This window comes from Streptomyces griseobrunneus, assembly GCF_046713465.1.
In the GTDB taxonomy this organism is placed as follows: Bacteria; Actinomycetota; Actinomycetes; order Streptomycetales; family Streptomycetaceae; genus Streptomyces; species Streptomyces microflavus.
Genome location: NZ_CP177081.1, coordinates 153,960 through 180,642 on the forward strand (window position 1 = coordinate 153,960; position 26,683 = coordinate 180,642).

General features: G+C 69.0%; 21 protein-coding genes and 4 pseudogenes. 11 read left to right on the top strand and 14 right to left on the bottom strand.

Going from position 1 to position 26,683, the window contains the following annotated elements; all coding sequences use genetic code 11:
• Window positions 1-86: 86 nt before the first annotated feature.
• Window positions 87-641, bottom strand: a complete 555-nt coding sequence (locus ACK8N7_RS38100; RefSeq protein WP_500446169.1) for a TetR family transcriptional regulator — start codon at window positions 639-641, stop codon at window positions 87-89.
• 283 nt (window positions 642-924) lie between these two features.
• Between ACK8N7_RS38100 and ACK8N7_RS38105 the strand changes: the two genes are divergently transcribed.
• Entirely contained in the window at window positions 925-2,157 is a 1,233-nt protein-coding gene (locus ACK8N7_RS38105; RefSeq protein ID WP_500441916.1) for an IS4 family transposase, read from the top strand.
• Here the strand turns inward: ACK8N7_RS38105 and ACK8N7_RS38110 are convergent.
• Window positions 2,120-2,668: a GntR family transcriptional regulator gene (locus ACK8N7_RS38110; protein ID WP_500446171.1), complete on the bottom strand. Its 549-nt coding sequence runs from the start codon at window positions 2,666-2,668 to the stop codon at window positions 2,120-2,122. The two genes, ACK8N7_RS38105 and ACK8N7_RS38110, sit on opposite strands and share 38 nt — an antisense overlap.
• 336 nt (window positions 2,669-3,004) lie before the next feature.
• Here ACK8N7_RS38110 and ACK8N7_RS38115 point away from each other — a divergent pair, with 336 nt between their 5' ends.
• On the top strand, window positions 3,005-4,633 hold the full coding sequence (locus tag ACK8N7_RS38115; RefSeq protein WP_500446173.1) for a right-handed parallel beta-helix repeat-containing protein: 1,629 nt from the start codon (window positions 3,005-3,007) through the stop codon (window positions 4,631-4,633).
• A gap of 228 nt (window positions 4,634-4,861) precedes the next feature.
• Window positions 4,862-5,404 carry a TetR/AcrR family transcriptional regulator gene (locus tag ACK8N7_RS38120; RefSeq protein ID WP_403213975.1) on the top strand — a complete coding sequence of 181 codons (543 nt, stop codon included), beginning with the start codon at window positions 4,862-4,864 and terminating at the stop codon, window positions 5,402-5,404.
• A gap of 248 nt (window positions 5,405-5,652) precedes the next feature.
• On the opposite strand, the gene ACK8N7_RS38125 is transcribed toward ACK8N7_RS38120, so the two are convergent.
• The 4 genes from ACK8N7_RS38125 to ACK8N7_RS38140 are packed head-to-tail and all read right to left on the bottom strand — an operon-like array spanning window position 5,653 to window position 8,296.
• Window positions 5,653-5,949, bottom strand: coding sequence for a transposase (locus ACK8N7_RS38125; RefSeq protein ID WP_500446175.1), 297 nt, complete (start codon window positions 5,947-5,949; stop codon window positions 5,653-5,655).
• Window positions 5,933-7,336 carry an IS30 family transposase gene (locus ACK8N7_RS38130; RefSeq protein ID WP_500446176.1) on the bottom strand — a complete coding sequence of 468 codons (1,404 nt, stop codon included), beginning with the start codon at window positions 7,334-7,336 and terminating at the stop codon, window positions 5,933-5,935. The genes ACK8N7_RS38125 and ACK8N7_RS38130 overlap by 17 nt, the downstream gene beginning before the upstream one ends.
• On the bottom strand, window positions 7,251-7,988 hold the full coding sequence (locus tag ACK8N7_RS38135; protein WP_500446178.1) for an IS3 family transposase: 738 nt from the start codon (window positions 7,986-7,988) through the stop codon (window positions 7,251-7,253). The genes ACK8N7_RS38130 and ACK8N7_RS38135 overlap by 86 nt, the downstream gene beginning before the upstream one ends.
• Window positions 7,985-8,296, bottom strand: a complete 312-nt coding sequence (locus ACK8N7_RS38140) for an IS3 family transposase (RefSeq protein ID WP_032774357.1) — start codon at window positions 8,294-8,296, stop codon at window positions 7,985-7,987. The genes ACK8N7_RS38135 and ACK8N7_RS38140 overlap by 4 nt, the downstream gene beginning before the upstream one ends.
• Window positions 8,297-9,319: 1,023 nt before the next feature.
• Between ACK8N7_RS38140 and ACK8N7_RS38145 the strand changes: the two genes are divergently transcribed.
• Complete coding sequence (locus ACK8N7_RS38145) at window positions 9,320-9,601, top strand: hypothetical protein (protein WP_398812668.1); 282 nt, start codon at window positions 9,320-9,322, stop codon at window positions 9,599-9,601.
• Between the two features lie 183 nt (window positions 9,602-9,784).
• Window positions 9,785-11,241, top strand: a pseudogene (locus ACK8N7_RS38150) (NF041680 family putative transposase).
• A gap of 42 nt (window positions 11,242-11,283) precedes the next feature.
• Here ACK8N7_RS38150 and ACK8N7_RS38155 read toward each other — a convergent pair.
• The 3 genes and pseudogenes from ACK8N7_RS38155 to ACK8N7_RS38165 all read right to left on the bottom strand — a co-directional run.
• A complete protein-coding gene (locus tag ACK8N7_RS38155) occupies window positions 11,284-11,496 on the bottom strand; it encodes a hypothetical protein (RefSeq protein WP_500446225.1) in 213 nt (70 codons plus the stop codon).
• A gap of 249 nt (window positions 11,497-11,745) precedes the next feature.
• Window positions 11,746-12,998 (bottom strand): IS3 family transposase gene (locus ACK8N7_RS38160; RefSeq protein WP_403220033.1). Its coding sequence is split into 2 segments (ribosomal slippage): window positions 11,746-12,716 and window positions 12,716-12,998, totalling 1,254 coding nucleotides; the frame shifts between segments, so codons are not numbered across the junction.
• A 49-nt stretch (window positions 12,999-13,047) separates the two neighbouring features.
• Window positions 13,048-13,841, bottom strand: a pseudogene (locus ACK8N7_RS38165) (IS5 family transposase); the annotation flags it as partial.
• A gap of 240 nt (window positions 13,842-14,081) precedes the next feature.
• Between ACK8N7_RS38165 and ACK8N7_RS38170 the strand changes: the two are divergent.
• The 3 genes and pseudogenes from ACK8N7_RS38170 (at window position 14,082) to ACK8N7_RS38180 (ending at window position 17,888) form a co-directional block, all read left to right on the top strand.
• Window positions 14,082-15,143 (top strand): IS630 family transposase, encoded by a 1,062-nt coding sequence (locus ACK8N7_RS38170; RefSeq protein WP_500440406.1) that lies wholly within the window; start codon window positions 14,082-14,084, stop codon window positions 15,141-15,143.
• A gap of 86 nt (window positions 15,144-15,229) precedes the next feature.
• A pseudogene (locus ACK8N7_RS38175) lies at window positions 15,230-15,696 on the top strand (IS1380 family transposase); the annotation flags it as partial.
• A gap of 401 nt (window positions 15,697-16,097) precedes the next feature.
• Window positions 16,098-17,888, top strand: a complete 1,791-nt coding sequence (locus tag ACK8N7_RS38180; protein ID WP_500446180.1) for a transposase — start codon at window positions 16,098-16,100, stop codon at window positions 17,886-17,888.
• Between the two features lie 263 nt (window positions 17,889-18,151).
• Here ACK8N7_RS38180 and ACK8N7_RS38185 read toward each other — a convergent pair whose 3' ends face one another.
• The 4 genes and pseudogenes from ACK8N7_RS38185 to tap all read right to left on the bottom strand — a co-directional run.
• Window positions 18,152-19,042, bottom strand: coding sequence for an IS3 family transposase (locus ACK8N7_RS38185; protein WP_500446227.1), 891 nt, complete (start codon window positions 19,040-19,042; stop codon window positions 18,152-18,154).
• Between the two features lie 23 nt (window positions 19,043-19,065).
• A complete protein-coding gene (locus ACK8N7_RS38190; RefSeq protein ID WP_500446182.1) occupies window positions 19,066-19,353 on the bottom strand; it encodes a transposase in 288 nt (95 codons plus the stop codon).
• Between the two features lie 71 nt (window positions 19,354-19,424).
• Window positions 19,425-19,964, bottom strand: a complete 540-nt coding sequence (tpg, locus tag ACK8N7_RS38195; protein WP_500446184.1) for a telomere-protecting terminal protein Tpg — start codon at window positions 19,962-19,964, stop codon at window positions 19,425-19,427.
• Between the two features lie 9 nt (window positions 19,965-19,973).
• Window positions 19,974-21,319: pseudogene (gene tap / locus ACK8N7_RS38200) on the bottom strand (telomere-associated protein Tap); the annotation flags it as partial.
• Here tap and ACK8N7_RS38205 point away from each other — a divergent pair.
• Together ACK8N7_RS38205 and ACK8N7_RS38210 are read left to right on the top strand one after the other, a co-directional pair.
• The gene (locus ACK8N7_RS38205; RefSeq protein ID WP_500446185.1) at window positions 21,309-22,136 is read left to right on the top strand and encodes a radical SAM protein; all 828 of its coding nucleotides are present in this window, start codon (window positions 21,309-21,311) and stop codon (window positions 22,134-22,136) included. The pseudogene tap and the gene ACK8N7_RS38205 overlap by 11 nt on opposite strands.
• 146 nt (window positions 22,137-22,282) lie before the next feature.
• Window positions 22,283-23,875, top strand: a complete 1,593-nt coding sequence (locus ACK8N7_RS38210; protein WP_500446187.1) for an alpha/beta hydrolase — start codon at window positions 22,283-22,285, stop codon at window positions 23,873-23,875.
• Between the two features lie 29 nt (window positions 23,876-23,904).
• Here ACK8N7_RS38210 and ACK8N7_RS38215 read toward each other — a convergent pair whose 3' ends face one another.
• Window positions 23,905-24,471 carry an adenylosuccinate lyase gene (locus ACK8N7_RS38215; RefSeq protein ID WP_319346515.1) on the bottom strand — a complete coding sequence of 189 codons (567 nt, stop codon included), beginning with the start codon at window positions 24,469-24,471 and terminating at the stop codon, window positions 23,905-23,907.
• Between the two features lie 358 nt (window positions 24,472-24,829).
• On the opposite strand from ACK8N7_RS38215, the gene ACK8N7_RS38220 reads away from it, so the two are divergent.
• The gene (locus tag ACK8N7_RS38220) at window positions 24,830-26,611 is read left to right on the top strand and encodes a 3-hydroxyacyl-CoA dehydrogenase family protein (RefSeq protein ID WP_500446229.1); all 1,782 of its coding nucleotides are present in this window, start codon (window positions 24,830-24,832) and stop codon (window positions 26,609-26,611) included.
• Window positions 26,612-26,683 lie beyond the last annotated feature (72 nt).

A 26,683-nucleotide genomic window follows, 5' to 3' on the forward strand; every position in this document is an offset into this window, starting at 1 on the left:
GCGCCGGCAGCACAGGCCGCACGGCTGTTCGCGAAGCCCGACGGCTGGATTCACCTGCCGAAGGCCGTGGTGACGGGGAAGGCCGTTCAGGTCTCCCCCAGCACCCTGAGCGCGGTACGGGACAAGCGGCCCGCGGCCATCGTCGGCGGCCGTGCGGGCAGGACGAGATGGCTGATGGCCATCCGCACCACGAAGTCGGCCGCCACCTCGACGTCCTCCGCGCCCCGAGCGGGAAAGCGCTCGGCCAGCCAGGCACGGAACAAGTCCTGCGCCGCGTCGAAGAGCGGGTTGGTGCGCGCCGTCAGGTAGGGCAGCAGGCTGTCCGAGCCCCGGCGCGCGGCGGTGACGACGGACCGAAGCAGGGGATTGTGCTCGGCCGCTGTGAGAACGACCAGCAAAGCGGCCTCCAGGACTGCCGGGGGGTGCCGGTCCGTGGCGGCCAGCGCCTCCGCGACGTCGTCGAGGAGCCGCCGGGCCTCGCGGGTCACCAGCACGTGACCGAGACGGGCCCGACTGCCGAACTCCTTGTACACGGAGGGGCGGGACACCTGCGCCAGAGACGCGACGGCCGACAGACTCACCCGATCCCAGCCCTCCGCACAGGCCAGCTCGTACGCCGCGCCCAGAACCCGCTCACGCATCTCCTTGCGCCACGCGACACGAGGCGGATCGGGTAACGCCTCGACGGCAGCGATCCGACCGGTGTTCCCGTACGTCGACATGAAGGCAGACCTGTCCGTGCGAGGGCTACGTCCCGGCGGCGGCTCCGGCCGCCGTCGGGACAAGAGGGAAGAGATCGGCCCGTCGTCCGGACCGGGGTCCGGACGACGGGAGAAGGAAGGAGGGCCACGGCCTCTCCGCGGCAGGTCGGGCCGCTAGACCCAATACCGGTGACTTTGAGCTGTGTTGGTCGTTGGATGTGGTGTGCCGAGGCCTGGGCAGGTGAAGTCGTCGGGTGATCGGTTGTCGGACCGGATCGCTTTGGGTGTGTTGACGCGGGTGTATCCACCCGGGGTGGTGGATGAGGTGATCGCGGAGTGCGGGCGCCGGGAACAGCGTTCCCGGCTGCTGCCGGCCCGGGTGGTGGTGTATTTCGTGCTCGCGATGTGCCTGTTCTCCGGTCAGGGCTATGAGGAAGTGGCCCGGTTGCTGACGCAGGGGCTGGAACGTGTGCGGCAGTGGGAGAAGCCCTGGCGGGTGCCGACGACGGGGGCGATCGGCAGAGCCCGCAGACGGCTGGGGCCGGAGCCGTTGAAGGCCCTGTTCGCGCGAGTTTGCCTGCCGGTGGCCGCCCCGGGCACGGCAGGCGCCTGGTATCGCCAGTGGCGGCTGGTGGCCGTGGACGGCACCGTCTTCGACGTCCCGGACACCGAGGCGAACAGCACGTTCTTCGGCCGTCCCGGCTCCGGCCGGGGACAGCAGCGCAGTGCATATCCGCAGGTGAGGGTTGCCGCCCTGGTGGAGTGCGGGACGCATGCGGTGTTCGCCGCGGCGACCGGTCCGCTGTCGCTCCACGAGCAACAGCTCATCCCTGCTTTGCTGGATCGGCTCGAGCCAGGAACGCTTCTCATGGCTGACCGCGGCATTACCGGCTTCGAGTTGTGGAAGGCCGCTTCAGGCACGGGCGCGGACCTGTTGTGGCGCGTCCGGAAGAACATTGTGCTGCCGTTCCTCGAAGCCTTCGAGGACGGCTCGTATCTGTCCGAGATCGTGGGCACCGGCGACCGTGGCCGCCGTGATCCGGCCCGGGTCCGCGTCATCGAATACACCCTCGGCCGAGCCGGCGACGAGACGGTCTACCGGCTGATCACGACCATCTGCGACCCGGACCAGGCGCCTGCCAACGACCTTGCGAACCTCTACCACCAGCGGTGGGAGATCGAGAACACCCTGGACGAGATCAAGACCCACCAGGGCGGCCGCCAGTTGGTCCTGCGATCCCAGTACCCCGATGGAGTCGAGCAGGAAATCTACGGTTTCCTCCTCGTGCACCACGCATTACGAGAGGTTATGCACCACACAGCTCAGCAAGCCGGCCTCGACCCCGACCGGCTGTCCTTCACCCGAACCCTTCGCATCGCCCGCCGCCACGTCACCGACCAAGCGGCACTTTCCCCCCTCACGACTCAGCCGAGCCATGACCGACACCACCCGTGAGCTGCTGGAACGACTCCTCCCACCCCGCAGACAGCGCTCCAACCCCCGTGTCATCAAACGCAAGATGAGCAACTGGCACCTCAAGCACACCCACCACCGCAACCCACCCCAACCACCCACCAGGGCCATCACACTCGTCCCACCCACCAAAGCAACCAGCAGACGCCAGAAAGTCTCCTAAATCAGCGGTATTGGGCCTAGCGGTGTAGAGCTCCTGGACCAGGCGGTTGTCGGGCCGCCGGACGCTCACCCCCTGGTAGGCGTTGATCTCCACCAGGCCCGTCGAGCGAAGTTGCTTGAGCGCCTCGCGTACCGGGGTTTTGGACACCCCGTACATCTCGGCGAGTTCCCGCTCGACCAGCGCCTTACCCGGTGGGAGCACGCCTTCGAGGATGGCCTGCCGCAATGCGTCCCGCACCCGGCCGGTCCGGGACACGGCTTCGCGCAGCGGAGGCAGTGAGAGGGGGGCCGAAGCTTCCGCGCTGTTCACTGGATAGTCGATCTGCGGCATGGCGGCATGCTGGTATACCAGCATGCCGCGCCGCAACCCCCGTGCAGAACTTCTTTGACACCTGTGCGCAATCAGCCAGGGCCTCAGCCTTGAACTGACGTACCGTCAGAATATTTACACCGAGATCGGGGTTGCATTCGGTTTTTGGGTCTGCGACTGTCACTCACGCAACTCACTCCCCTCACAGCGGACTTCGGGGCGCGACGACCAGCGCCCCTGACGCGGCGCCGCGCCATGGACGACTCGCCCATGGGCGCCTTCACTTCTGCCCACGGCTGACGCCGGTGCAGAACGCTCGCCACTGCCGCCAGGACGATCTCGGAGATCAGGCAACACATGAAACGCACGAGCACCCTCGCCGTGACCGCAGCACTGCTCGCTTCGTCCGCCCCGCTCGGACTTCTCACCATGGCGGCGGGCCCGGCCCACGCCGCCGGCCGCACGTACTTCGTCAGCCCGAGCGGCAACGACAGCAACCCGGGAACCTCGGCCGGGGCACCCTTCCGTACCATCCAGAAGGCCGCCGACAGCACCGCCCCCGGAGACACCGTCTTGCTCATGAACGGCACCTACTCCGAGCGCCCCGGCGGCTCGGACGTGCTGGTCATCTCCCGCTCCGGCCGCGCAGGCGCCCCCATCACCTACCAGGCACACCCCGGGCACCACCCGGTCCTCCACGCCGTCACCGCGTGGAACGCCATCCGCGTCAGCGGCGCCGCGCACATCGCCATCCGGAACCTGGAGGTCAAGGGCAACAACGCCAACCTCAGTCTCGCCGCCGCCGAACGCGGCGCAAGCACCAAGAACGCCAAGTTCAACACCAACTGCGTCTCCATCGACAAGGACCGGTCCTCCGGCACCCGCCCCCATCACATCGAAGTCACCGGCAACACGGTCCACGACTGCGCGGGCGGCGGCATCGGTGCGAGCGACATCGACCACATCACCATCGACCGCAACCACGTCTACTCCAACGCCTGGTACAGCGTCTACGCCAACAGCGGCATCTCGATCCTCTCCGCACGTGACGTCGACGGCGGCGACGTGAAAGCGCACCGGATCCGTATCACCAACAACAGGGTCCACGACAACGAGAGCAAGGTGAAGTGGGAGCGTTGCAAGTGCTACTCGGACGGTAACGGCATCATCATCGACACCCTCAAAGCCAGCGACGGCCGCCCCGGCTATCGGAGCAGGGTCCTGGTTGCCAACAACCTGTCCTATAACAACGGCGGCTCAGGCATCCACTCCTTCAAGAGCCAGCACGTCGACATCGTCAACAACACGGCGTACAAGAACGGCCGCAGCACACGCATGGAGAGCTACGCCAACATCTTCGCGCACGACAGCACCGACGTCCGGCTGCTCAACAATATCGCCTACGGCCGCCCCGGCCAGGCCACCAACAGCAAGTCCCGCAACACCGATGTCACCTACGACTACAACATCTACTTCGGCGGCAAAGCACCCGAGGTCAAGGGCCCCCACGACATCGTCTCCGACCCGAAGCTCACCAATCCGGGTACCGGGGCTGAGGCCGACTTCCGGCTGAGCAAGGGCTCCCCCGCCATCGGCTCAGGCACCCCGTTCGCCGCCGTGACCACCGACCTCACCGCAGCACGCCGGTCCGGCGGCGCACCCGACCGCGGCGCCTACAGCGTCAAGGCGGCGGAGGGCAACGGCGTGAAGGAAGGGGCATCCGAGCCCACCGCGAGCGAGTCGGCCTCCCCCAGCCAGGAGAGCGCTGCCCCCGGGGAACCTTCCGCCGACACGGACGCCGGTGCCGCGCCGACCGCGGAAGCCCCAGTTGCCACCGACAGTGACACAGGGCTGAAGGCGAACGGCGAAAGCGAACCGCTCGCAGAGACCGGCGGCTCCAGCCCCGTCCTCCCGCTGGGCATCGCTGCGGTTGTCCTCGCCATCGGCGGCAGCATTCTCTTCTCCGTCCGGCGCAAGCGCTCCTGACCTCTCCTTCTGCTAGGAGCGCCTAGACGTGGTGCCGGTCCCACCCCCCAGGGACCGGCACCACTGCACGTCCGGCCCACCCAGCCTCAAGGCCTCCGCAGCAACGGGCCGGGTATTCCTAACAGACTTGCCGCTATGGCGGAGGCAGAGCACCAGAGCAGAACGGAGCCACCCACCGGTGGACCGGCACCCGACCCCCCGCGCGTCGCCTGGCGCAAACAGATGAGAGTGCGCGTACTGGATGCTGCCCGCGACCTGACCTGCGAGGCGGGCTGGGACCAGGTCAGCCTCTCCGCCGTCGCGGCTCGGGCCGAAGTCTCACGCCCCTCGGTGTACAAGGAGTTCGGCAACCGAGCCGGCCTGGGCCGCGCACTGGTGATCCGGGAGACCCAGCAGTTCCTCACCGGCGTAGCCGACACCTTCTACCCCGGGCTGCCGGACACCCACGCCTGCCTCGAATCCGCCATCCTGTACGTCCTCAGCGAGGCTGACGATCAGCCTCTCATCCGGGCCGTGGTCACAGCCGCCCGCCAAGGCTCCGACAGCTTGCTCCCCTACCTCACCGCCCGGGCCGACCCGATCTTCGACGCCGGACAGAGCCTGGTGCAGAGCTGGCTGGCCACACGGTACCCACAACACAACGCGGAGACCCTCGAGACGGCAGCGGACGTCATCGTCCGCATGACCATCAGCCACCTCATCCTGCCCGCAGGCGAGCAGCACCTCATCGCCCGAAGACTGGCAACAGCGGCGCTGAAACTACTGCGCTGACCCGACCCGCACGCAGGCGAAATTGGCCTCGGGGCCCGGACTGCTCCTGCTTGTGGCGCGGGCAGACCGTCGCGGACCGGCTCGTGCGGTCGGCCGTCAGGGGGCGCCCATGACCAGACCCTCGATGGTGTGCTTCTACGTTATGGGTGTCAGTTCATCGACGACCGGGCAATGAAGGTGGCGGCGAACCCTCTGCGGCAGGCTGTCCTGAGCTTGTTCCGCTTTGACGGACACCATTGGTGTGGTGGTCAGGCTGTGAGTGCGGTCTCGTACTCGGCGGGGCTGAGGTAGCCGAGGCTGCTGTGCAGTCGGTGCAAGTTGTACCAGCCCTCGATGAAATCGAAGATCGCGGTTCGGGCGGCGGCCCGGCTGGGCCAGGCGGAGGTGCCGAGCAGTTCGCGTTTGATGGTCGAGAAGAACGACTCGGCGAGCGCGTTGTCCCAGCACTGGCCGGTGCGGCCGACCGAGAGTCTGACCCCGAACTGGGCTGCCAGGGAAGCGAATTGCTGGCTGGTGTATTGCTTGGACTCAACCAGTCGTCGCAACACCAGCTTCCTGGAGGGATAGTAGGTGCTCGTTGAGGGCTTCGGCGGGGGTCTTCCAGGCGAGGGTCTTGCGGGGGCGGTTGTTGAGGGTGAAGGCGACGGCCTGGAGCTCGTCGATGCCCCAGCGCGACAGGTCCGTGCCCTTCGGAAAATACTGCCGCAGCAGACCGTTCGTGTTCTCGTTGGTGCCGCGCTGCCAGGGACTGTGGGGGTCGGCGAAGTAGACCTGGAGTCCGGCATCGACGCGGAGCTGGGCGTGCTGGGCCAGTTCCGTGCCCCGGTCCCATGTCAGTGACCTGCGTAGTTGCTCGGGCAAGGTCGTGATGGTGGCGGTGATCGCGTCTTTCACGGCCTCGGCGCCGCGGCCGGCCAGCGCGGGCCCGTTCTTGGTGCGTGGTTCGGTGCCGAAGCCTTCCATCCGGGGCAGGTGCAGCAGCATGGTGAACCGCGTACTGCGCTCGACCAGCGTGCCGATCGCGGACCGGCCGGTGCCGATGATGAGGTCACCTTCCCAGTGGCCTGGAACGGCACGGTCCTCGGCCTCGGCCGGCCGCTCGCTGATCAGCACGTCAGCGGTCACGTGGCCGCGGACGCTCTGCCTGGTGCGCTCCCGCGGGACACGCAGTGACCGTCCGGTGCGCAGGCAGGCGACCAGCTCACGCTTGAGGGCTCCGCGTCCCTGGACGTAAAGGGCCTGGTAGATCGCTTCCGGGGAGATGCGCATGGACTCATCTTCGGGGAAGTCCACCGTGAGCCGCTGTGATATCTGTTCCGGGCTCCAGGAGGTCGCCCAGCGGCGGTCCTGACGGCGGGGTTTGTTCCTTCCCTGCCAGGGCGGCACCTGGGGACCCTCGACGACCCGGCCGTCCTGGGCGTGGACGACGTTCCCGGCCAGCCGGTCCTGCACGTACTCGCGCAGTTGCTCGTCGGCCACCAGCTTCGCCGGCTTCGGCCGCTGAGCCCGCCGCTCGGCATGCCATTGCGCCAGCGAGGCCCGGTACTCCAGGTGGTAACTCCGCGTGGAGGCGTTGCGCCGCAGCTCCCGCGAGATCGTGGACGGCGAACGCCCCAGACACCGCGCGATCGCACGGACCCCGAAGTCTCGCGCACGCAGCAGAGCGATTTCCTCCCGCTCGGCGAACGAGAGGTAACGGCCGGAGACAGTCGGGGCGAGGCACGGATTCACCCCGCCAGCATGACGAAACCACCGCGACCCCACCGCAGGCGAGACCTCGATGACGGCTGCGGCGTCCACCGAACTCAGTCCCCGCGCGATCGCCTTCCAGAACCTGGCCCGGTCCTCACGCCAGGCAACGCCCGGCCGCCCTGGCGAGGGCATCTGGCCGCGATACTCCCGCACCGCCCGCTGCCGATTCCCCACACCCATCACAAACCCCCAGTTCACGAAGGTGTTGCGACGACCGATTGAATCCGCCTTGGCAGCCGCGATCCGAATGGAAGATTACGGGGTGGGTGGGGCGACGCTGCCGGCAGGCGGCTGTCAGTGACTCGGCCACCAGCTCGGTACGCAGGTGATCTGCGGTTGCCCAGCCGACTACGTGCCGGGAGGCGATGTCGATGACCGTGGCCAGATAGAGCCAGCCCTCCTCCGTCGGGACGTACGTGATGTCGCCGCACCAGCGGGCATCGAGCCCGGCGCGGTCGGGCTGGAAGTCCCGGACGATGAGGTCGGGACGGAAGGCAGCCCTGGGATCGGGGATCGTGGTCACGTGCCGTCGTCTGCAGTGCCGGCCCTGCAGCCCGGCGGCCCGCATCAGTCGTGCGACACGACGACGGCCACACCCGGCACCCTCGCGCTTGAGCACGGCATGCACGCGCGGGGACCCGTAGGTTCCGCGGGACTTCGCATGGGCCTCGAGAATCTGCTCGGTCAGCTCGGCATCCCGCAACGCGCGGGGTCCGGGCAGGCCGGAGCGACGGGCATAGAAGGCGGTCCGGGAGACCTTCATCAGCTCACACGCCCGTTTGACGCTGTGACCTGCGCGCTTCTCCGCCTCGATGAACGGGTGCACCGTCACCGGGTCTCCTTCGCGAAGAAAGCTGTGGCCCGCTTGAGGACGTCGACATCCTCACGCAGCCGGCGGTTCTCCCGCCTCAACGCGGCCAGTTCCTCGCGCTCGCTGCTGGTCAGCCCGTTGCGCTCGCCCGCGTCGACCTCGGCCTGCTTCACCCAGTCCCGCACCGCCGTCTCGGTCAGTTCGAAGTCTCTGGCGACCTGCCCGACCGAGCGGTCACCTCGTCGGCACAGACCGACGATCTCGGCCTTGAACTCCGGCGTGAACGAACGACGAGGGCGGCGAGGCTTCTTCTTCCCCATGCTCTCCATGATGGACATCCTCCCGGGGCAGAACCCCAGATCTCGAATGTCCGTCAAAGCGGATCAAGCCCACGCCCCAGCTACCCAGCAAACGAGTGCACGAGCGCAAGCTGGTGACGGAGCTCGGAGAGTGCGTGCCCGCGGGTGGGGCCCTGTACGAGCCGAGCCCCGGCGAGCGGCGCCGCCGGCACTGGTCGCCATCGTTCAGCGGATCGGCTCTGGGCCGACTGGTGGTCTTGGCCGTCACGCCGTGGCCTTGTTCGTGACCGGATTCACCATCAGGAGGGCGGCGTGCACGACGCCGGCGATAGAAGCTGCCGGGTTGAGGGCTGCCGTGCGGTGTCCCGGGCGGGCACCCAGCCTGCCAGCGAGTGCTGCCCGTCCCCGCAGGAGCCGCCCGAGGAGCACGTCTCGATCGGTTGCGGCGGTTGATCCGTCCGACTGCGGCGGTAGCCGCCTGCTCACCTCAAGCAGTGCCCCGACTCGTAAGTTCGCCAGCGGCCGACGACCGCCCTCATCGCCATCGACACAAGGCAATTTTGCGGGCTTTGCCCGCGACACTGCGTTGGCTGGAGAGATCACGGTCCGATCGCGCCGCCAGATTGGCGCTCCGGCGATACCCGTACGAGGAGATTCGGGTGGGCCGTTGAGCGGGCGGCCGAACGGCGCGGCCGTGGCGAGGGCATGGCACCTGACCAGGCGCTTCGACGCAGTCAGGTGTAGGGATCGGAGTCCTCACGGTCGGGGATGACGGCCGGTTGCCGAAGGGACACCGGTGGCTCCCGGTGTTCTGCTTCGTGGGGGAGCCGTTTCGGTTCCGCCTCCGTGAGTCCAGTGATCCGGTCGACCATACCGGAGCCCGTGGGCTCAGCCTTCTCTTCTGACAGGGGTTCCACCATGAAACCGCACCGTATGGCTGTCGTCTCTCTCGCTACCGCTGCCCTCATGGCCGGCGGCAGCACTGTGGCATGGGCCGGCACGGAAGCTCCAGCTACACGCTCCGGGCAGGCGGGCCGCGCGCTGCCCGACCCTGTGGCTTGCGCAGCCTCCACCACGGCTGCCGCGGCTGCCGTGGCCAACGCGGCGGCAGCCGCCGACGCCGCCAAAACCGACGCGGAGGCCGCGGCGGCAGCGGCCAAGGCAGTCGAGGCGGCCATCGCCGCCGGCGACCCTCCCGCCGCACTGGCCGAGGCGGCCGCCACTGCAACGGCCGCCACCGCGGCGGCGGTCACCTCAGCCAATGCGACGGTCGCGGCCACTACCTCGGCAGCTGCCGCCACCGCGGCAGCCGTAACCGCCTGCGCGGTTGCCTGACATGTGACACACCCACACCATCCCTGCGGCCCCTTGGGTTCTAGCTTGATCTTTAACCTCGGACGTCGAACGGCTTCTCGTACTTGATCACCCGGTCTGGTAGCTGCCGTACGTGCAGGAGGCCTTCGGCTGAGCATGTGCTCCGACCAAGGAACACACACGCTCAGCACGAAGGCCGTGGGGATGAGTTTGCTGCATCACGCTGTCCGACAGGATCCGTTCGCGGAACTGTCACGCTTCCGGGGCGAGTTCTACTCCTGCCTGACCAGACGTGCGGATGCTCTGTTCGAGCTGACCGACGCCGTGTTGTGTGCGGACGGTCCGGTCCGGTCGCTGGTGGAGCTGTCGCTGGTGGGCGAACACCGTCGTGGGCATGGCGGGCTCTACGACGCCCTGGCCGCCGGCCGGATGGAGGTGGCCCGGCTGCGTCGAGCACTGGCCGCGGTGCCGTTGCCGCGGGCAGCGGACGGGCGGCTGGTACTGGCCGCAGACATCACCTGCTGGCTGCGACCCGACGCGCACACCTCACCGCAGCGGATCCTGTGCCACACCTACGGACGCGGCAAGGACCAGCACATTCCCGTCCCCGGCTGGCCGTACTCGATGATCTGCGCGCTGGAGACGGGTCGCAGTTCGTGGACCGCTCCTCTGGACGCACTGCATCTCGCACCGGGCGACGACGCCGCCACGGTCACCGCCGGGCAGATGCGTGAACTGATCGAGCGGCTCGTCAGCGCCGGCCAGTGGCACCACGGCGACCCGGACATCCTGATCGTGGTCGATGCCGGCTACGACGTGCCCGCCTGGCCTTCTTGCTCAGGGATCTGCCAGTGCAGGTGCTGGGCCGGATGCGCTCGGACCGCGTCCTGCGCCGGGCAGCACCACCACGTGAGCCCGGCACGCGGGGCCGCCCGCACCGCCATGGCGGTGAGTTCGTGTTCGGCGACCCCGCCACCTGGAACACCCCAGACGCCCAGACACTGACCGAGACCCGCCTCTACGGCGCCGCTGCCGTCCGGGCCTGGGACCGGCTCCACCCGCGGCTGACCCATCGCTCCGCCTGGACCGCCCAGCTGGGTACGCTGCCGGTGATCGAGGGGACCGTGATCCTTCTCTGTGTCGAGCGCCTGCCCAGCGGCGCCACCCCCAAGCCGGTATGGCTGTGGTGGTCGGGCACCGACGCCACCACCGCCCAGGTCGACCTGCTCTGGCAAGCCTTCCTGCGGCGCTTCGACATCGAGCACACCTTCCGCCTGTTCAAGCAGACTCTGGGCTGGACCTGTCCGAAGATCCGCACCCCGGAAGCCGCCGACCGCTGGACCTGGCTGATCCTCGCGGCCTTCACCCAGCTACGGCTCGCCCGCCCTCTCGCCGCTGACCTCCGCCGGCCGTGGGAGAAACCGGCCCCGACCGACAGGCTCACCCCTGCCCGGGTCCGCCGCGACTTCCGGCACCTCCGCCCGAAGGCCACCTGTCCCGCCGGAGCACCGAAACCCTCCCGCCCCGGTCCCGGACGACCACCCGGACGCAAGAACACCCGGCCGACCCCACGCCACGACGTCCACACAGCCCGCAAAACGGGCATCACGAAACCGAAAGCGAAGAAGTCCACTTCTCCTCGCCCACGCCGCACAGGTTAAAGATCAAGCTAGGGCTTGTTTCAGAAGTGATCTTCTGCGGTCCTAGTGAGTGTTGCGTTCGGCGGCGGCATGCCACCAGCGGGGCGGGGATGGGCCGATGACTTTGGCGGTGGGTTGGTCGGGATGCAGTCCGAGCCGTCGTAGTGCGTCGGCCCGAATTCGGATGTCGAACCAGCCGTGCCAGTGGCCGTCAGGACCGATGCCGCAGGCAAGTCCCCAGCGGATTTCGTCCTGTTCAAAGGGCGTCCAGTCGATGCCACGGTCGCGCAGTCAAGCGCGCGCGGCCGCCATCGGCCGGAGGCAGCCCGGCAGGTTTTCGTAGGCCGCGATGGTGATCCAGTCGGCGCTCGGCGTGTCCATGGAATCCATAATGCCGGGCAGTCACCTGTGAGTCACAGCCATTCGTTGATGGCGGCGACCAGCACGGTGGCTTCGTAGCGGACGGCGAGCTTGTCGTATCTCGTCGCGACCGCACGGTGAACCGCCCCGGGTTCGGTAGAGACTTCAGATTGTGGTTGTGACCTGGGTTTTCGTGGTCGTGAGGTAGTAGTTGGTCTCGTATTCGACGGGTGGGATGTGCCCTATTTCACCGTGGAGGCGGCGGTGGCAGTACCAGTCGACCCATTCCGCGGTGGCCAGCTCGACCTGGGAGAGCGTCCTCCAGGGCCGCCCCGGTTTGATCAGCTCAGTCTTGAACAGGCCGATCGCAGACTCCATGAGGGCATTGTCGTAGGCGTCACCGACGGAGCCGATCGAGGCCGCGATGCCGGCGGCGTCCAGGTGCTCGGCGAGCCGGAAACTCGTATATTGCGACCCGGCATCGGAATGATGTATCAACTCGCCCCGCTGATGGGGCTGTTCGTCGCGGTCGCGCTGCCACAGGGCCATGTCCAGGGCGTCCAGGACGAGTCTGGTCTCCTTCGACGTGGCGGCGGACCAGCCGACGATCCGGCGGGAGAACGTGTCGACGACGAAGGCGACGTAGACGACTGCCGACCAGGTCTTGACGTGGGTGAAGTCGGCGACCCAGCAGCGGTTGGGGGCGGCCGCGACGAAGTTGCGGTCCAGTAGGTCCGGTGCCCGCTCGACGGCGCTGTCCGGGATCGTGGTGATGATCTTTTTCCCGCGGACGGCGCCGGTGATGCCGAGTTCCCGCATCAGGCGTTCGACGGTGCACCGGGCCACGGGGTGGCCCTGGCGGTGCAGCTCGCGCCATACCTTCCTGGCGCCGTAGACGCGGAAGTTGGCCTCGTGGACCTCGGTGATCAACTCCTTGAGGGCAGCATCGCGCACCCGCCTGGCCGAGGGTTCGGCGGCGCGCTTCTTCGCCGCGTAGTAGGTGGAGGGGGCGATCTTGCAGTCGTGCTCGGTGAGCACGCGGCAGATCGGCTCGACACCGCCGAAGCGGGCCCGGTGCTCGTCGATGAAGGCTACGAGCGTGTGTGTGGCCGGTCGAGCTCGGCCGCGAAGAAACTTGCCGCAGCCTTCAAGATGTCGTTCGCCCGCTTCAGCTCGGCGATCTCCTTCTTCATCGCCTTGATCTGCGCGGACTCCTCCGTGGTCGTCCCCGGACGCTTCCCGGAGTCGACCTCGTCCCGCTTCACCCAGTTCCGCAGGGTCTCGGCCGAACCGATCCCGAGCTTCTGGGCGACCGCTCTCAATGCGGCCGACTCGTTCGGATAGTCACCACGGATCTCGGCGACCATACGGACCGCTCGTTTGCGCAGCTCAGGGGGATAGGAGGAAGGGCGCGCCATGACTCAATCCTTTCACGGAATCAAGTCTCTATCGAACACGGGGCGGTTCACGGTGTCGTTTCAGGCGGTTGATGCCGCACTCCACGGCATGGCGCTGCTTGTAGTCGGCCTTGTCGAACTTGGGTGGTCGGCCCCCGTGGGAGCCGCGTTTCCTGCGGTTGGCGATCTGGTCGCGCTTTTCCGGGATGGTGCAGCGGATGCCGCGCTTGCGCAGGTAGGCGCGGTTCGCGCGGGAGCCGTACGCCTTGTCGGCACGCACCTTGTCCGGCCGGCTGGGCGGGCGGCCGGGCCCGAGCCGGGGCACCCTGATCCGCTCCAGGACCACCTGAAACTGCGGTGAGTCACCGCGCTGCCCGGCCGTGATCACCAGTGACATCGGCTTCTGAGCCTGCTCGACGGCCAGGTGGAGCTTGGTCGTCAGCCCGCCCCGGGAGCGTCCGAGCCCGTGGTCGTCGGGCTCGGTGAAGACGCCTCCTGGCGGCTCGACCTGCAGATCCCCTTTTTGCGGGCACCCGCCGCGTGCTGGTGGGCGCGGGCGACGGTCGAGTCCACCGAGACGTCCCAGGTGATCAGTCTCTCGGCGTCGGCCCGGGCCTGCAGCTGCTCGAAGATGCCGTGCCAGGTGCCGTCCCGCTGCCAGCGCCGGAACAGGCCGTAGACCGTCTCCCACGGCCCGTACCGCTCGGGCACAACCCGCCAGGGAGCACCAGCGCGAGTGCGCCAGCGTATGCCGTCTATCAGCTGCCGCTTGGTGTGCAACGGCGGGCGACCGAGCTTCTTGCCTACCGGCAGCAGCGGCTCCAGTCTGGCCCACTGTGTATTCGTCAGATCGCGCCTCGCCACGAAGTGGATCTTCACATATCAAGATCTACTTTTGAAACGCACCCTAGGAGCAATGCCGTTCAGGTAGGTGTGGGCGCTGTTCGTCAAGGCTGGTGAACGAGCAGCGGAGCTGCTGCAGAAGAGGTTTGTCCTCCAAGACATCCTCAGTACCAGGAGCTCCGCTGCCGAAACAGGCTGCCATAACAAGGACAGTCGAGGTATTGATCAGAAACGGTTTGGGTTCTGGGTCGTTGGACGGGTGTGAGCGATCTGGTGGGGGACGCGCGGCATCTGTCGCCGTCGGCGCAGGAAGCCCTGCGGCTGCGGGCGGTGGCCGCGCTGGTAGCGGGACGGGACCGCGAGGACGTGGCGGCGGTGTTCGGGGTGTCGCTGAAGGCGGTCGACACGTGGTGGGCGAAGTGGCAGGCCGGCGGGCGGGAGGCGCTGGTCATGCGTCCGCGTGGCAAGCCGGTCGGGGTGCACCAGGTGCTCGGGGAGGCCGAGCAGGCCGCGGTGCGGCAGGCGGTACTCGATCACCGGCCCTGTGACGTGGGGCTTTCCGGTCAGCTGTGGACGCGGCGGTTGGTGGGCGAGCTGATCGCGAAGCTGTACCGGGTGCGGCTGACCGAGGTGGGGGTGGGCAAGTACCTGAAGCGTTGGGGGCTGTCCTTCCAGCGTCCGGACAAGCGGGCCGTCGAGCAGGACCCGGATGCTGTCCGGCGCTGGCATCAGGAGACCTGGCCGGAGATCCGGGCGAAGGTGAAGGCCGACGGTGGGGAGATCCTCTTCGCCGATCAGGTCGGCATCCGCTCGGACCAGGTCACCGGCCGTACCTGGGGTGAGAAGGGTAAGACACCTGTGGTGCGGCGGAGCGGGAACCGGTTCTCGGTGAACGCGATGTCGGCGATCAGCACGAAGGGCCGGATGCACTTCATGGTCTTCGCCGAGAGCTTCACCGCCGAGGTGATGTGCCGCTTCCTGGACCGGCTCGCCGGCCACTTCGACCACAAGGTCCACCTCGTGGTCGACGGGCACCCCGCCCACCGCTCCAAGAAGGTCCGCGACTGGCTCGCCGCCCACTCCGACGACATCGAACTGCACTTCCTGCCCCCGTACTCGCCCGAGCTGAACCCCGACGAGCTGGTCAACGCGGACCTCAAGCACAGCCTGCCCAAGCAGCACCGAGCTCGCGATCAGGCCGAACTCGCCGCCGAGACCCGCCGCTTCTTCCGCAGACGCCAGCGTCAGCCGCACATGGTCCGCGGCTACTTCGGCGGCCCGCACGTCCGCTACGTCCTGGACGAGAACCCCATGAGTTTCTGATCAATAACTGCCGGGGCGTTCGCGCCGAGGCATTTCGATGGGCTGACCGGATCACCCCGTTCGAGATGGTCGAGCCCGACTGTCTCTGGCATCCGGCCCTGGACCAGCCCGGCTCACTGCGTGCCGGCGCCGAGGTCGCCGAGCTGACCGGGATGGTCGAGCTGACCGGCTTTCCGAACGGCACCCGCATCATCGTGCGCCGCGAGCGGCCGCACCCCGGCGCCCAACTCTCCCTGTTCGACACGGACGAGGGTCCACGGCACCAGGTGTTCCTGACCGACACCCCCTACTCCGGCGGGGGCTCCACCCAGTTCCTGGAGGTCCGCCACCGCGGACACGCCACTGTCGAAGACCACATTCGGTGCGGCAAGGACACCGGATTCGGCCGCATGCCTCCCGCCGCTTCGCCGTCAACGCGGCCTGGCTCGAACTCAGCCTGGCAGCGATCGACCTTCTCGCCTGGACCCGATACCGGCTGCTGCACGTCGCCGCCCGCCTGACCCGCGGCGGCCGCCTCCACGGCCCCGGTGTCCTAGCTCAGACACCAGCCGCAAAGTGGCGATCCGCGTCTGGGGTCAGCTGTCGACGGGGCCTTGACCCCAAGGTCTCCACTCGCCGAACTGATCCGGCAAATCCTCGCCGGGCCTCGCCCGCGAGCGGGAGGATAGGCCAACCGGTAAGGAATCCTCTCGGGAACCAATCCACCGCCCGTCCTGCGGCGAATGCCCATTACGCGGTTGCCTTGGCAGGAGCGCCGCCAGCAGCCGCTGGCCTGACATGGCGATACCAATCGATGCTCCGCTTCGACGCGAAGACGCCGCTACCAGTTTTGACATATGCCGGGATAGCCCATATGCGTGATCACTGGGTAGCTCACCGTGACCACCATGCCTTACCGTGAGCGACGTCGCACATGCCAAGAGTGACCAATGTTTGCGGGGGGGGGGAACGTTTATGCCCAGAACAGAGGTGTTGCGGACGTTCCGGTTCGCCCTGGACCCGTCCGAGGTCGAACGTGCTGCGCTGTCCCGTTATGCCGGTGCTTGCCGGTGGGCCTACAACTACGCGTTGGCCAAGAAGACCCGGGCCCATGAAGCATGGGCCGACCGCCGGACGGCTTACCTGGAAGCGGGGCTGAGTGAAGCCGAGGCAAAGGAGCGGATCAAGGCCGACGGCGCCGAGCTCACCGACCGCATCAAGGTGTGGGACCACCACCGCAAGAGTCTCGCGCTCACCACCGCCGGCAAACCGCCCCTGCCCACGATGCAGCCTCCGACCGGGCAGGAATCCCTGATGTGCCGGCTGGTCGCGGTCCGCGCGGACGCTGTCGGTACCGGCCGTGAACGCGAGCTTCTGACCGAAGCCCGCGCCAGGGTGAACACGCTCAAGGCCAGGGCGTTCAGTGCCGGTTTCCGTACGCCGACGTCCGCCGACACCAGCGCCCTGTGGCGGATGGACCGGGATCTGCCCAGGGAGGAGGGCGGCAGTCCTTGGTGGAGCGAGGTCAACGTCTACTGCTTCACCTCCGGCTTCGACCGCGCCCAGGCCGCCTGGAAGTGCTGGCAGGACTCGCTCGCCGGTCGCCGCGCCGGCCAGCGCCAGGGATACCCCCGCTTCAAGAAGAAGGGTCACGCAGAATCGTTTGCTCTGTTCCATGACGTGAAGCGGCCGATCATTCGTCTGGAGGGCTACCGGCGCCTGGTGATGCCGGGCCTGGGCAGCATCCGCATCCACGACTCCGGCAAGCGCCTCGCGCGGCTCGTGGACCGCGGGCAGGCCGTAATCCAGTCCGTGACGGTCACCCGCGGCGGCCACCGCTGGTACGCCTCCGTACTGGCCAAGGTGCAGCAGGACGTACCCATGCTGTGGGAGCACGTCCACGACGACGGGACGCGCACCCCCTACTTGAGCCGCACCGGGGCGGAGCAGGCCGCCGGGAGCGGCGGACACGTCAAGCAGATCGGCCGGCCCACCGCCCGCCAACACGCCGGCGGGCTTGTCGGTGTCGACCTCGGCTGCCCCGACCTGGCAGCGCGGTCCAGCTCCCTTGACCCGACCAACCCCGCCACCGCCCTCGTACAGCACCCCCGCCCAAACGCCGACAGCCTGGCCAAGCTCGCTAAGGCCCAGCGTGCGATGTCCCGTTGTCGGCCGGGGTCAGGACGGCGGAAGAAGGCCGCCGCCCGGGTCTCCCGCATCCACCAGCAGATCATGGTGCGACGCGCCTCGTTCCTGCACGGCCTGTCCAAGGAGCTGGCTACCAGTTTCACGTACGTGGCGATCGAAGACTTGGACATCAACGCCCTCACCCATCCCACCGCCTCGACCGGGGGCACCCGGAACAAGCACGGCAAAAACGTTAAGGCCCAGGCCCGCTCCAACCAACGGCTCCTGGACGCCGGCCTGGGCAGTCTGCGTAAACAGCTCGCCTACAAAACAGCCTGGTACGGCTCGCAGCTCGTCGTCCTCGACCAGGACGAGCCCGTCACCGGCACCTGTGCGAAGTGCAAGGAGCGAAACCCAAGCTCCGACCCCTCGTGCAGCACGTTCCACTGCCCCTCGTGCAGCGCGCTCGTACACCGACACGAGAACACCACCGCGAACATCATTGACGCAGCGCACAGACAAATCAAAACGGTCGCCTCCGATACAGGGGAGACCCAAAACGCTCGCCGAGCCCCTGGAAGTCCCAGGGCCCGCAAGGGCCCCGGGCAACGGGCACTGAAACGAGAAGACACCGGCTGACACCGGTGGCACCCTCGGGGAGCGATCCCCGGGCGTCCCACACAAGCACCAACGCAACAGGGCAGCCACCGCCGAAGGCCCCCAGGCCATTCAGCAACCGCACCCCACGCACTTAGGACGATCCGTGTTCTGGCAGATCGACACTGCACCACGACGCTTCAGACGAGTGCCCCCGCCACTCCCCCCACGCACACCGACCGCCACCCACACCGCACACTTCGGCGTCGGGTTGAAGTTCCCCCCTGACCGTGGACAGCGCATGCTTACGCTGCGGGGGTGAGGTTCTGCCTGAGCAGGGTTCTCGTTTCGAGCGGGGTGACGTATCCGTGGTCGGGGTGCCGACGGAGCCGGCTGCGGTTGTACTCGACCTCGATGTAGTGGAAGACGTCGGCCCGGGCGCCCTCGCGGGTCTCCCAGGCGACGGTTCCGATCTCTGCTTTGAGGACGGCGAACCAGCTTTCCGCAGCCGCGATATCGTAACAAGAGCCGACACGTCCCATCGACTGCCTCATGCGCAACTTGCCTATCTCGGCGCGGAATTCCGCGCTCGTATATTCGCTGCCGCGGTCGGTGTGCATGACGCAGCCGTCCTCCAGGCCACCGCGTCCGGCCGCCATCCTCAGAGCGGCGACCGGCAGCTCGGCGCGGTGATGGTCGGCCATCGCCCAGCCGGCCACCTCCCGCGTCGCGAGATCGATACAGGTCGCCAGATACAGCTTCCCCTCAAGCGTCACCAGTTCGGTCATGTCGCCGACCAGTCGCATCCCGGGGCGGGGTGCCGTGAAGTCCCGGCCGATGAGATCGGCGGCGAACACCGCCCGCCTGGCCTGACGGGTCAGGCCGCGGCGGCGCCGCCGGGTGATCCCGGTGATGCGATGGACACGCATCAGCCGCTCGACCCGCTTCCCGTTGACGATCCGACCTGCCCGCCGCAGGGCCGCGTGGATCCGCGGAGCCCCGTATGCGCCGCGTGAGCCGGCATGCAGCACCCGGATCTCGTCCACCAGTAGCTCCTCGGCCCTCTTCCGCACCGCCCGGGTCGGCCGCGAGGACAGGTGCGCGTAGTAGGTGGAGCGGGGCACTCCCAGCACCCGGCACAGGAACGCGACACTGTGACCTGCAGGCTTGTCCTGGCACGCCTCCTCCGCGTCGATGAAGCGACACCGTGCGGCGGTGTCTACCTCATCTTGTCCCGCGCGAAGAAGGCGGTCGCTTTTCCCAGGACCTCGATCGTGGCCTCCTGCTCGCGGACCCTCCGCCGCAGCCGGACCAGCTCCTCACGTTCCGCACTGGTCAGGGCCCCGGCCGGACTCTCACCACGGTCGGTCTTCGCCTGCTTCACCCACCCGCGCAGCCCCTCCGGACTCACGCCCAGGTCCCGGGCGACCTCGGTGACCGTCTTGTCCGAGGACACCGCCAGAGCGACCGCGTCCCGCTTGAACTCGGCCGTGTACCTCTTACTCATATTGCTCTTCGCGCTCACTACCTATGACTGCTTTCTCCGGGACCATCCGTCCCAGTATCAAGCTGTCCAGCTCACAGGGGGAACTTCAAGCGGACCTCGTCCAGGGAGCCGGCGCGGCGGCCGCCGTCCTGGAAGTAGACCTCCTTGAGCGCTTCGGCCGCGATCTCCTTGAGGCGGGCATCGCTGGCACCGGCCTCTTGGGCGTCGAAGAGGCGGGCGGCGTACTGCGGGGGCAGGGCGATGGTGAGGTGGCGGATGCGGTCCTGGTCGGTGGAGTCGATGGGGGCGGTGTAGCCGAGGCGGGCGCGGGTGTCGATGAGGATGCCGCCCGTGGACGCCGCCTTCGCTTTGGCCTTGGCCCTGATCTGCGGCTGCCAGCGCTTCTGCACCTCACGGTCCAAGCGCCTGGCGAGGTGGGGACGGGGCTTCTTGATCTGGTCCTTCACGTACCGCTCCACGGTGCGCTGGGAGACCCCCAGCATCAGGGCGACCGCCATGGTGCCGCCGAGCTTCTTCAGCAGGTACCGCATCTGCGCACCCGCGCTCTTCGGCGCGGGGCGGGTAAACGCCTTCTGCACCGCCTTGTCCAGGCCGTCCCCGATCAGGCTCATCGTCTTCTTCTACTCTCCGTTGTCGACGTTGGTGACGGTGCCGTCCTTGATGGAGCGGGCGAGGTTAAGCTCCGGGGCGTTGAACCGCTCGCGGACCTCCTCGCCCCACAGCACGGTCTGGGTGCCCTCGTGCTTGACCAGGCCGGGGTTGACGCCGAGCTTGAACCCGCCGGGGAGCGGCTTGTCCTCCCGGTAGGGCAAGAAGTCCAGCGGTGAGGGCCCGTCGGCGGCGTAGACGACGCAGTCGGACATGATCGCGATCGGGTACTGGCCGGTGAACGCCGCGTGCTTGACGATCTTGCGGTGCAGGTTGATCCGGGTACGGGAGATGACCGCTGCCCGGATGTCGGGCCGCCACGTCGGCCGTTCCAGGGCCCGCCACCGCTCTCCGGGCCGCCAGCCTTCCCCGCGGGGCGGCTCGCGCAGCTTGCCGACGCCGCCCTTGACTGTTGCCTTGATCGCCGTGATGACGATTCCCAGCTCCGGGTCGCGGTCCTTGTAGCCGTCCATCGCCGTGAGGAAATCTTCCGGCGACAGGTCGGCGGTGACGCCGAGGTCGGCCATCGTGGCGAGGTAGGCGTCCCGCAGCCGCTGGTACCAGCCGTCCAGATAGCGGCCGTTGTCGTACCGGACCCACGCCTCGGTCGGCGTCACGTCGTAGCCGAGCTCCTGGGCGTAGGCGACGGTCGGTGTCGCGTACCAGGCCGGGCCGGTGGGGCGGTCGCCCTTGTACGTGAACGGGGAGGGCAGCAGGCTGCCGTCCAGCTCTACCCACTCCTTGCCGGCCTTCACGCGGGACAGGTCGACGTGGGAGAGGTCGACCAGCCACGAGCCGGGCGGCTTCGGGTCGAACACCGGGTTCTTGATGTACGTCGGCTCACCGAGACCGACGGTCAGCCCGTTCGCGCCGGCGGCGAAGGCCATGTTCACGTCCAGGCCGACCAGGTAGCGCAGGGTGCACTCCTCGTCGGTCATCGGCTGCGCCCAGTCGTAGGCCTCCTCGAACAGCTTCTCCGACGGGCCGCGCACGTGGAAGCGCGGCAGGTTCAGCGCGTTGAGCACCGGGTGTCCGTCGGGGGCCTCAGGCGGTGCGCAGTCCACCGGGTCGGTGCCGAGCGAGCCGGGTGTCTTGGTGTCGGCCTGCCGCAGGGCGCCGGTCTCCTCGTCTCGTACGGCGTGGGTCGGCGGGTGCAGGGCGGTCATCAGTTCCAGGCTGGTGACGGCGGTCGACCCGGGGGCGTCATCACCCGGGTTGCGTAGGTGCCCAGGACACGGGCGAGCTCCGCCGGGGGCAGCTGAGCGGCGTGATCCCAGAACCGGGGGTCCAGCGCGTTCCAGGATGGGATGCACAGCTGTGTGTACTGCTTCGCCCGCAAGACCCACAGCTATCTGGACCTCGACACCGGCATCGGGTTCGACTCCCAGATCGTCGTCAAGATCAACGCCGCCGAACTGCTCCAGCGGGAGCTGGCCTCCCGGCACTGGCAGGGCGAGCACATCGCGATGGGCACCAATGTCGACTGCTATCAGCGGGCGGAGGGCCGGTACCGGCTCATGCCGGGCATCATCAGCACCCTGCGGGACCGGGCGAACCCCTTCTCGATCCTGACCAAGGGCACGCTGATCCTGCGGGACCTGGAGCTGCTGCGGCAGGCCGCCGAGGTCACCGAGGTCGGCGTCTCGGTCTCCGTCGGCTTCACCGACCGTGAGCTGTGGCGCACGGTCGAACCCGGCACCCCCTCCCCCGGGCGCCGCCTCGACGTCGTACACGCCCTGACGGAGAGCGGGATCGGCTGCTCGGTCCTGATGGCCCCCGTGATTCCCTTCCTCGGTGACAGCCCGGAGCAGCTGCGCGCCACCGTCTCGGCCATCGCGGCGGCCGGCGCGACCTCCGTGACCCCGCTGGTCCTGCATCTGCGCCCCGGCGCCCGCGAGTGGTACCTGCAGTGGCTCGGGCTCCACCATCCGCACCTGGTACCGAGGTACGAGCGGATGTACGCGGACGGGGCGTACGCCCCCACCTGGTACCAGCGCCGGATCACCCGTCAGGTGCACGAGCTGGCGGACGAGTTCGGGATCGGCCCGGCGCACCGGGGCGAGGCCCGCCGGATCACTCCGGTACGGACACCGGAGGAGCCCGAGCCCGGGCCCACGCAGCTCACCCTGCTCTGACGCGCCCCTGGCGCCTCCCGCAGGGCCGATGGCGTGACCGTACGGGTCAACTCCGCGCGGAATCGGCTCCCGGCCGGTGGATCTCGGGGAGCATGCGGCGGGGACCGGCCAACCGCCGCCGCGTCCCCTCCACCTCGGGAGGCCCCATGACGAAACGTGCAGGAATTCTGGTCGCCGCCGGTGCGACGGTCGCCGGTCTGTTGGCCGCCGCACCGGCCCCGGCCGCCGCCTCCGGGGCGAGCGCGCCGCCCGCCCCGGAGCTCGCCTGGACCGACTGTCCGACGGAGAACCATCCGACGCTCCAGTGCGCCAAGGTCGACGCCCCGCTGGACCACGCCGACCCCTCGGGCCGCCAGGTCACCCTCGCCCTGTCCCGGATCCCGCACACCGCGAAGACCTTCCAGGGCCCGCTGCTGGTCAACCCGGGCGGCCCGGGCGGCAGCGGTCTGTCGATGGCCGGGTTCGTGGCCTCGTCGCTGCCGAAGAAGGTGGCGTCCCAGTACGACGTGATCGGGTTCGACCCGCGCGGGGTCGGGAAGAGCACCCCGAAGCTGAACTGTCTGCCCGGCCACTCCGACCCCGTACGTCCGGACTCGGTGCCCGCCTCCTACCGGGACGAGCGGATCAACCGGGACCGGGCCGCCGCCTTCGCCCGCGCCTGCGGGGAGAAGCACGGCGACGTGCTGCCGTACATGGACACCGTCAGCGCCGCCAAGGACCTCGATGTGATCCGCCGGGCGCTGGGCTCGGAACAGATCAACTACTTCGGCTATTCGTACGGCACCTATCTGGGCGCGGTCTACGCGAAGCTGCACCCGGAGCGGGTGCGGCGCCTGGTCCTGGATTCCGTCGTGGGTCCGGACGACGTCTGGTATGAGGGCAACCTCAACCAGGACTACGCCTTCGACGACCGCCACAAGGCGTTCGCGGCCTGGGTGGCGAAGCACGACGCGACCTATGGGCTCGGCACCGACCCGGCCGGGGTCGAGGCCGCCTGGTACCGGATGCGGGCGGCGGTCGCGGCCGAGCCGGCGGGCGGCAAGGTCGGGGGGAGCGAGCTGGAGGACACCTTCCTGCCCGGCGGGTACTACAACGGCTACTGGCCCTATCTCGCCGAGGCGTTCGCCGCGTACGTGAACGACCAGGACACCGAGGCGCTGGTCGAGGCGTACGAGAACTTCGGCGCCACCGGCACGGGCGGCGACAACGGCTACTCCGTCTACACCGCCGTCCAGTGCCGCGACGCCGGCTGGCCCCGGCACTGGAGCACCTGGCGCAACGACACGCGCCGGATCCACGACAAGGCGCCCTTCATGGCCTGGAACAACACCTGGTACAACGCGCCGTGCGCCGACTGGCCGGTGGCGCCGCTCACCCCGGTGCGGGTGAACAACGACCGCCTCCCGGCGACGCTGATCCTCCAGGCCACCGGCGACGCGGCGACCCCGTACGCGGGCGCGGTGGCCATGCACCGCAAGATCGCGGGCTCCAGCTTCGTGGTGGAGGAGGGCGGCGGCAACCACGGCATCACGCTGAGCGGCAACGCCTGCCTGGACAAGCACCTGACGGCCTATCTGACCGACGGGACCGTCCCGCGCGGCCGGGGCGAGGGCGAGGCGGACGCGGTCTGCGCGGCGCTCCCGGACCCGAAGCCGCTGCCGGCCGCGAAGGCGGCGGCCCAGTCGGTGGACAACAGCGCCGGCAGCCGCCTGCACGGGCTGCTGGGGCCGCGCCACTAGTCATCGGAAGACGGGCCCGCCCGGTCCCCCTACGGCAGCCGCCCCAGCGCCTCCTCCGCCGCCGTGCCGAGCCGGGGATGCGGGAGGGCCGCCGTGAGGACCGGGCGGGCCCGGTCGTCGCCGAGCTGTCCGAGCCCCTCCACGCAGGCGAGCGCCACCCGCCAGTGCGGCTCCCCCGGGGCCAGCAGCCGCTGGAGGGTGGCGACCAGGGCGGGGACCGCCTCGGGGGCCCGCAGGGTGGTGAGCAGGCGGACCGGGTGCAGGGCGTAGGCGGTGCGCAGGGTGTTGGTGGCGAGCGCGGCGGCGGCCCGGGGCGTGCGGGGGTCGTCCAGCCGCGCCAGGGCGTGGGCGGCGGAGACGCAGCGCTCGGGGTCGCGGTGGTTGAGCAGGAGCACCAGCGCCTCGAAGGCCCGCCGGTCACCCGCGCACCCGAGCCGGAAGGCGGCGATCTCGCGGGCCCACAGGGGCCGCCCGGGCTCCACCAGGACCCGGGCCAGCACCTCGTTGTCGTCGGTGGCCACGAGCAGGTCGTACGCGGCCGACCCGGCCGCCTCGTCCCGTAACCGGTCCATCAGCGAACACAGCTCCTCATCCATGACGCTCAGCGTATCCACGAACACGCTCCGTGCGGGGCGGGCCGGAAGAGCCTATGTGGCCCAGCGCACAAAGACCCAGGGGTGGCGCGCTCGTTACTCGCCGGTTAATCTCATCTGAGCGGGAACACACTCCCCGCAGCTCCGGTGGCCTGGTGACGCAGCCACCCGGAGTGCTTGTCGGTTCGGCAGTTCCAGTGCGACGCGACTCCGGGACAGAGTCGCTCACCCCTCCCGGCCGGGCGTGCTTCCAACGCCCCGCCACCGCGCTTCACGACACGCATCCGCGCATGCCACGCGCCGCTCCCTCATCGCCGCGCGCGCCTGCTCCCACAGTCGTCACTCACCCTGGAGTCCCGTGATGGACACCCCGCTCTCCACCATTGCCGTCGTCGGCCTCGGCACCATGGGCACCGGCATCGCCGAGGTCCTGGCTCTCGCCGGCCGCGACGTCATCGGCATCGACATCAGCGAGGCCGCCGCCCGGCAGGCCGTCACCTCCCTCGAAGCCTCCACCGCACGGGCCGTCGGGCGCGGGCGGATCACCGAGCAGCAGCGGGCCGACGCGCTCGCCCGGTTCCGCACCTCCGACGACCTCCGGGCCGCCGCGGGTGCCGAGCTGGTCATCGAGGTCGTGCCCGAGACGTACGAGATCAAGCAGCAGGTGTTCCGGGAGCTGGACGCGGTCGTCTCCGCCACCGCGATCCTCGCCACCGGGACGAACGCCCTGTCGGTGACCCGGCTCGCGGCCGAGTCGCAGCACCCCGAGCGCGTGCTCGGCCTGCACTTCTTCAACCCGGCGCCCGCGATGAAGCTGGTCGAGGTGGTCTCCTCGGTGCTGACAGCGCCGCCCGCCGTCGAGGCCGTCACCAGGCTGGCCCGGGAGCTGGGCAAGGAGCCCGTCGCGGTCGGCGACCGGCCCGGGTTCGTCGCGGACGGGCTGCTCTTCGGCTACCTGAACCAGGCCGCCGCGATGTACGAGGCGAACTACGCCTCCCGCGAGGACATCGACGCGGCGATGAAGCTGGGCTGCGGCCTGCCGATGGGCCCCCTCGCCCTGCTGGACCTGATCGGGATCGACACCGCCCGTACGGTCCTGGAGGCCATGTACTCCGCCTCCCACGACCGCCTCCACGCTCCCGCCCCCGTCCTCGGCCAGCTCAGCGAGGCGGGCCTGACCGGGCGCAAGGCCGGGCGCGGCTTCTACACGTACGACGCCCCGGGCGGCCAGGACGTCGTGCCCGACGCGCTGACTCCTTCGCCGGAAGCGGCCGCGGGCACCGGGCGCGAGATCGCGTCCGTCGGGGTCGCGGGCTCCGGCACCATGGCTTCCGGGATCGCCGAGGTCTTCGCCAAGGCCGGATACACCGTGGTCCTGGCGGCCCGCGGCCAGGAGAAGGCGGACCTCGCCAAGTCCCGGATCGCGAAGTCGCTGGAGCGCTCGGTGGCCAAGGGGCGGCTCACCGCCGAGGCGCGCGACGAGACACTGGCCAGGATCACCGCGGCCGGGTCGCTGGACGCGTTCGCGGAGGTCGACCTCGCCGTCGAAGCGGTCGCCGAGGACCTGGAGGTCAAGCAGCAGCTGTTCGCCACCCTGGACAAGGTCTGCCGGCCGGGCGCGGTGCTCGCCACCACCACCTCCTCACTGCCCGTCATCGCCATCGCCCGGGCCACCGCCCGGCCCGAGGACGTCATCGGGATGCACTTCTTCAACCCGGCGCCCGCGATGAAGCTGGTCGAGGTCGTCCGTACGGTCCTGACCGCCGACGACGTCCACGCCACGGTCCGCGCGGTCTGCACGAAGATCCGCAAGCACCCGGTGGACTGCGGGGACCGGGCCGGGTTCATCGTGAACGCGCTGCTGTTCCCGTACCTCAACAACGCGATCAAGATGGTCGAGGAGCACTACGCCTCGCTGGACGACATCGACGCGGCGATGAAGCTGGGCGGCGGCTACCCGATGGGCCCGTTCGAACTGCTGGACGTCGTGGGGCTCGATGTCTCGCTCGCGATCGAGAAGGTGCTGCACCGCGAGTTCCGTGACCCGGGGCTCGCTCCGGCGCCGCTGCTGGAGCACCTGGTGGCCGCGGGCTGCCTCGGCCGCAAGACGGGCCGTGGCTTCCGCGAATATGCCCGTCGCTGACCCGGGAGCCGGGTGGGGCGGGCTGCTGGGACCCTCCGGCTCCCCGCCCCCGCAGGCGCGCTCTCCTGCACC

Bases quoted from the DNA above. Each gene is read 5' to 3' on its own strand.
- ACK8N7_RS38140 (WP_032774357.1), bottom strand. From the start codon at position 8,296: ATGGAGAGCATGGGGAAGAAGAAGCCTCGCCGCCCTCGTCGTTCGTTC.
- ACK8N7_RS38180 (WP_500446180.1), top strand. From the start codon at position 16,098: ATGCCCAGAACAGAGGTGTTGCGGACGTTCCGGTTCGCCCTGGACCCG.
- ACK8N7_RS38215 (WP_319346515.1), bottom strand. From the start codon at position 24,471: ATGGATGAGGAGCTGTGTTCGCTGATGGACCGGTTACGGGACGAGGCG.
- ACK8N7_RS38115 (WP_500446173.1), top strand. From the start codon at position 3,005: ATGAAACGCACGAGCACCCTCGCCGTGACCGCAGCACTGCTCGCTTCG.
- ACK8N7_RS38110 (WP_500446171.1), bottom strand. From the start codon at position 2,668: ATGCCGCAGATCGACTATCCAGTGAACAGCGCGGAAGCTTCGGCCCCC.
- ACK8N7_RS38220 (WP_500446229.1), top strand. From the start codon at position 24,830: ATGGACACCCCGCTCTCCACCATTGCCGTCGTCGGCCTCGGCACCATG.
- tpg (WP_500446184.1), bottom strand. From the start codon at position 19,964: ATGAGCCTGATCGGGGACGGCCTGGACAAGGCGGTGCAGAAGGCGTTT.
- ACK8N7_RS38100 (WP_500446169.1), bottom strand. From the start codon at position 641: ATGCGTGAGCGGGTTCTGGGCGCGGCGTACGAGCTGGCCTGTGCGGAG.
- ACK8N7_RS38205 (WP_500446185.1), top strand. From the start codon at position 21,309: ATGCACAGCTGTGTGTACTGCTTCGCCCGCAAGACCCACAGCTATCTG.
- ACK8N7_RS38130 (WP_500446176.1), bottom strand. From the start codon at position 7,336: ATGGGTGTGGGGAATCGGCAGCGGGCGGTGCGGGAGTATCGCGGCCAG.
- ACK8N7_RS38190 (WP_500446182.1), bottom strand. From the start codon at position 19,353: ATGAGTAAGAGGTACACGGCCGAGTTCAAGCGGGACGCGGTCGCTCTG.
- ACK8N7_RS38210 (WP_500446187.1), top strand. From the start codon at position 22,283: ATGACGAAACGTGCAGGAATTCTGGTCGCCGCCGGTGCGACGGTCGCC.